Raw genomic sequence first — 4,720 nt, forward strand, 5'->3', positions numbered from 1 at the left:
GCGGGCCGGGCAGGCCAGGCCGCGTGCCAGTCGGTTGCGGAGGCGTCCGCGGCCGGGACGTCGAGCCGCGACTCGGCCTCGCGGAGGTCGCGCGCGAAGGTCCTGACCACCTGCCGGTAGGCGACCTCGGCGGAGCCGGACTCGGAACCGACGGTGGAGCCGAAGCCGACATCGGAGCCAGACCCGGCAGCGGAGCCGGACTCGGACTCCGCGCCCGGGCCGTCGTCGCGGCCGCCGGCGGTGTGCTGGTGGAAGAGGCCCGCCGGGTCCACGTGGACCACCCTCATCTGCGCGGGGACCAGCTCATCGGGCACACCCGCCGAGCGGGCACGGGCCAGCACTTTCTGCCCGAGGGCGAGGGCCGGCATGTCCCACGGGATGCCGTCGACCACCCCGCGCGGCGGGCGACCGGCGCGTTCGGCGGCCTTGGCCTCCTGCCACAGGCGGTCCTGCTCGGCTGCGTCAAGGCCGGCAGCGCCATCAGCGGTGAACCAGTAGGGCGCACGACGACGCAGCTTGTCCAGCAGGGCCCCGGCCACGTCGTGGATGTCGAACGCCCCCTCGGCCCGCTCCTCGCCGATCGCGGCGTGGAACAGCACCTGCAGGAGCAGATCGCCCAACTCGGAGACCAACTCATCGCGATCGCCGTCGGCCACGGCGTCGACCAGCTCCCACGACTCCTCCAGCAGGTACGGCAGCAGCGAGGCGTGGGTCTGGGCGGCTTCCCACTCGCCGTCGCGCCGGATGCGGGCCATCACCTCGACGGCCTCGGCGAGCCGATCCCCCGCGCCAGGGCCAGCGCCCGCGCCCGGGCCCGCACCTGGGCTCGAACCCGTCGAAAAGAGCGTTTCGGACACATCGGCCGAGTGGATCTGTGCGGAACGCTCTTTTCGATGGGGGTCGGAGCCGGAACCGGACTCGGGACTCACACCGACACCAACTCCGGCTGGATCACCGGGTGCGAGCCCTCGGGATCCCCGGCCATGGCGGTGAGGAAGTCGGCGGCGTACTGCAGCATCTCGTCGTCGCGCGCCTTCTCCGCGCCCGCACCGGCACGCGCGCCTGCCGCCTTGGGCAGCGGGAGCAGCACGGTCTTCTGCGTGGCCCGGTACTGCGCGGCCGGGTACATGCGCTTGAGCCGGATCTGCTGGGAGTCGAGCAGATCGAGCGGGCCCACGCGCAGGCGGGAGCCGGCCAGCACGATCTCCCGCACCTTGTACTTCTGGCACACGAGCCGCAGCCGCGACACGGACACCACGCGCCGGGCCTCGGCGGGCATGGGTCCGTAGCGGTCCACCAGTTCCTCGACCACCGCGTCGATGTCCTCGGGCGCCCGCGCCTGGGACAGTTTGCGGTACGCCTCGAGCCGCAGCCGGTCACCGTCGACGTACTCGACCGGGATGTAGGCGTCGACAGGCAGCTCGATGCGGATCTCGCCCACCTCCTCCTCGACCTCCACGGTCTCGCCGTCGGCGATCGCGCGGTAGGCCTCCACGGCCTCGCCCACCAGACGGATGTAGAGGTCGAAGCCGACGCCGGCGATGTGGCCGGACTGCTCGGCGCCCAGCACGTTGCCGGCCCCGCGCAGCTCGAGGTCCTTCATGGCCACGGCCATGCCCGCGCCCAGGTCGTTGTTCTGCGCGATGGTGGCCAACCGGTCGTACGCGGTCTCGGTGAGCGGCTTCTCCGGGTCGTAGAGGAAGTAGGCGTAGCCGCGCTCGCGGGAACGGCCCACGCGCCCACGCAACTGGTGCATCTGCGACAGACCCAGCTGGTCGGAGCGGTCCACGATCAGGGTGTTGGCGTTGGAGATGTCCAGGCCGGTCTCGACGATGGTCGTACACACCAGCACGTCGTAGTCGCGGTTCCAGAACCCGCCGACGGTCTGCTCGAGCTGCTCCTCCCCCATTTGCCCGTGGGCCACCACCACGCGCGCCTCGGGCACCAGGTCGCGGATCTTCGCCGCGGTGGCGTCGATGGTCCGCACCCGGTTGTGCACGTAGAACACCTGCCCCTCACGCAGCAGCTCGCGGCGGATCGCGGCGGCGACGTGCTTGTCCGAGTGCGCGCCCACGTACGTGAGCACGGGTAGCCGCTCCTCGGGCGGGGTGAGGATCTGGCTCATCTCACGGATCCCGGCCAGCGACATCTCCAGCGTCCGCGGGATGGGCGTCGCGGACATGGTCAGCACGTCCACGTGGGTGCGCAGCGAGGTGATGTGCTCCTTGTGCTCCACACCGAAGCGCTGCTCCTCGTCCACCACCACCAGCCCGAGGTTCTTCCAGTGCACCGCGGTGGCCAGCAGCCGGTGGGTGCCGATCACCACGTCCACGGTGCCGTCGGCCAGTCCCTTGAGCACCTCCTTGGCCTCGGCGTCGGAGGTGAACCGGCTGAGCCCCTTGACGGTCACGGGGAACCCGGTCATGCGCTCGACGAAGGTCGCCTGGTGCTGCTGCGCGAGCAGCGTGGTGGGCACCAGTACCGCGACCTGGGTGCCGTCCTGCACGGCCTTGAACGCCGCCCGCACGGCCACCTCGGTCTTGCCGTAGCCCACGTCGCCCACCACCACGCGGTCCATGGGGGCGGTCTTCTCCATGTCCCCCTTGACCTCCTCGATCGCCGTGAGCTGGTCGACGGTCTCGGTGAACGGGAACGCGTCCTCCATCTCCCGCTGCCAGGGGGTGTCGGGGCCGAAGGCGCGGCCCGGGGCGGACTGCCGCTTGGCGTAGAGCTGCACCAGCTCGGTGGCGATCTCCCGGACCGCCTTGCGGGCCTTGCGCTTGGTGTTCTGCCAGTCGGCGCCGCCCATCTTGCTGAGCGTCGGCGCCTCCCCGCCCACGTAGCGGCTGAGCTGCCCGAGGGATTCCATGGGCACGAACAGGCGGTCGCCGGCGCCCCCGCGCTTGCCGGGGGCGTACTCGATCACCACGTACTCGCGGCGGCTCGAACCGTCCCCGCCTCGCACCTGCCGCTCGACCATCTCCACGAACCGGCCGATGCCGTGCTGGTCGTGCACCACCCAGTCGCCGGCCTTGAGCGCCAGCGGGTCCACCTGGTTGCGTCGCTTGGCGTGGCGCGCCTTGGGGCGCGCGGTGGCACCGAGTCGGTTGCCGGTGAGGTCGGTCTCGGAGACGACGACGAGGTGGTCCCCCTGCTCCCCGGAGTCCCCCGACAGGGCGAACCCCCCGTGCAGGATCGCCTCGTAGACCGACACCACGCCGGGGGCGGGCTCGGATCCCGCCGGGGCGGCGGTGGCCGGGACCTCCGCCTCGGACAGGCGTTCCAGGACGCGGTCGACGGTGCCGTGGCCCGGGACCACCACCGCGGCCCGGCCGCCGGAGGACATGAGCGCCCGCAGCCGGGCGAACATGGCCTGCATCTCGGAGTCCTTGCCGCGCGGGGCGGGCGGGTCGCCGGCGGGGGCGTCCACCACCAGGCCGTCCTCGGGGTCGGTGAGGAATCCCGGGGGGACCAGCTGCCACCAGGGCACGCCGGCGGCGGTGGCCTCCTCGCGGACTGCGGAGAAGGTGCGGTAGCCCGAGGCCGACAGGTCCAGGGTCTCGCTGTCCACGGGGGCGTCGCCGCCCATGGTCGCGGCGGTCCACGAGGCCTCGAGGAACTCCCGACCGGCGGAGGCCAGGTCGGCGGCGCGGCGTCGGACCTTGTCCGGGTCGCACACCACCACGCGGGTGCCCTCGGGCATGAGCATCGGCAGGGTGGCCATCTCCTCCGGCACGAGCACCGAGGTCAGCGCCTCCATGCCGTCCCGGGGGATGCCCTCGGCCAGCGAGTCCAGCAGTTCCGCCAGGGTCGGGTTCTCCCGGTGCGCCCCGGCCAGCCGCCGCGCGCGCTCGCGGACGTCCTCGTCGAGCAGCAGCTCCCGGCACGGGAACAGCACGGCCGAGGAGACCTCGCCCTCGGGCAGGGAGCGTTGGTCGGCCACCGAGAACTCGCGGATCTCGGCGATCGTGTCCCCGTCGAACTCCACGCGCAGGGGGTGGTCGGCGGTCGTGGGGAACACGTCCACGATGCCGCCGCGCACCGCCACGTCGCCGCGGCGGGCCACCATGTCCTCGCGGCTGTAGGCGAACTCGGTCAGGGTCGCCAGCAGGTCGGAGGGGTCGAGCTCGGCGCCGCGGGTCACCCTGATCGGCTCACGGCGGGCCGCCCCCGGGGAGATGGGCTGCACCACCGACCGCGCCGCCGCCACGACGATCCTCGGGGCCTGTCCCCCCATCACCGAGTTCAAGACCTGCAGCCGCCGACCGATCGTGTCGGAGGCGGGCGACAGGCGCTCGTGCGGGAGCGTCTCCCAGCTCGGGAACTGCGCCACGGCCTCGTGCGACGAGTCCGGGTCGTCGAACAGTCCCGCCAACTCGTCGGCCAGCTCCTCACATTCACGCTCGGTGGCCGTCACCACCAGCAGCGGGGAACGCTCCGCCAGGGCCGCCACCAGGAACGGCCGCAGGGACTCCGCCGACCGGACCACGGCGGAGTCTCGGTCCAGTCCCGCCCGCAGATCGGCCAGCGCCGGGTTCGCTGCGACCGCCCCGGCCAGGCCGGACAGAGCTGCGGTGGTGGGGCTGCTGACAGTGGTGGTCACGCGTGTGAGTCCTCCAGGTGGGGTGGGCGCGGCGGACGTGGCCGCACGGAAAGCACCAGTGTAATCAGCATCCGGCGGCGGAGCGCGGGGGCGACTCCACGGGCCGCGCGGAGCCGC

Annotated in this window: 2 protein-coding genes; both read right to left on the minus strand. The window is 72.6% G+C overall.

Features of this window, described 5'->3' with window-relative positions:
• The coding region (locus G6031_RS01675) for a MazG nucleotide pyrophosphohydrolase domain-containing protein (RefSeq protein ID WP_182652215.1) at positions 1-755 on the minus strand (755 nt) is incomplete at its 3' end.
• Between the two features lie 170 nt (positions 756-925).
• Complete coding sequence (gene mfd, locus G6031_RS01680; protein WP_182652216.1) at positions 926-4,603, minus strand: transcription-repair coupling factor; 3,678 nt, start codon at positions 4,601-4,603, stop codon at positions 926-928.
• Positions 4,604-4,720 lie beyond the last annotated feature (117 nt).

The sequence above is a fragment of the Dietzia sp. CQ4 genome (assembly GCF_014145125.1).
Classification (GTDB): Bacteria; Actinomycetota; Actinomycetes; order Mycobacteriales; family Mycobacteriaceae; genus Dietzia; species Dietzia natronolimnaea.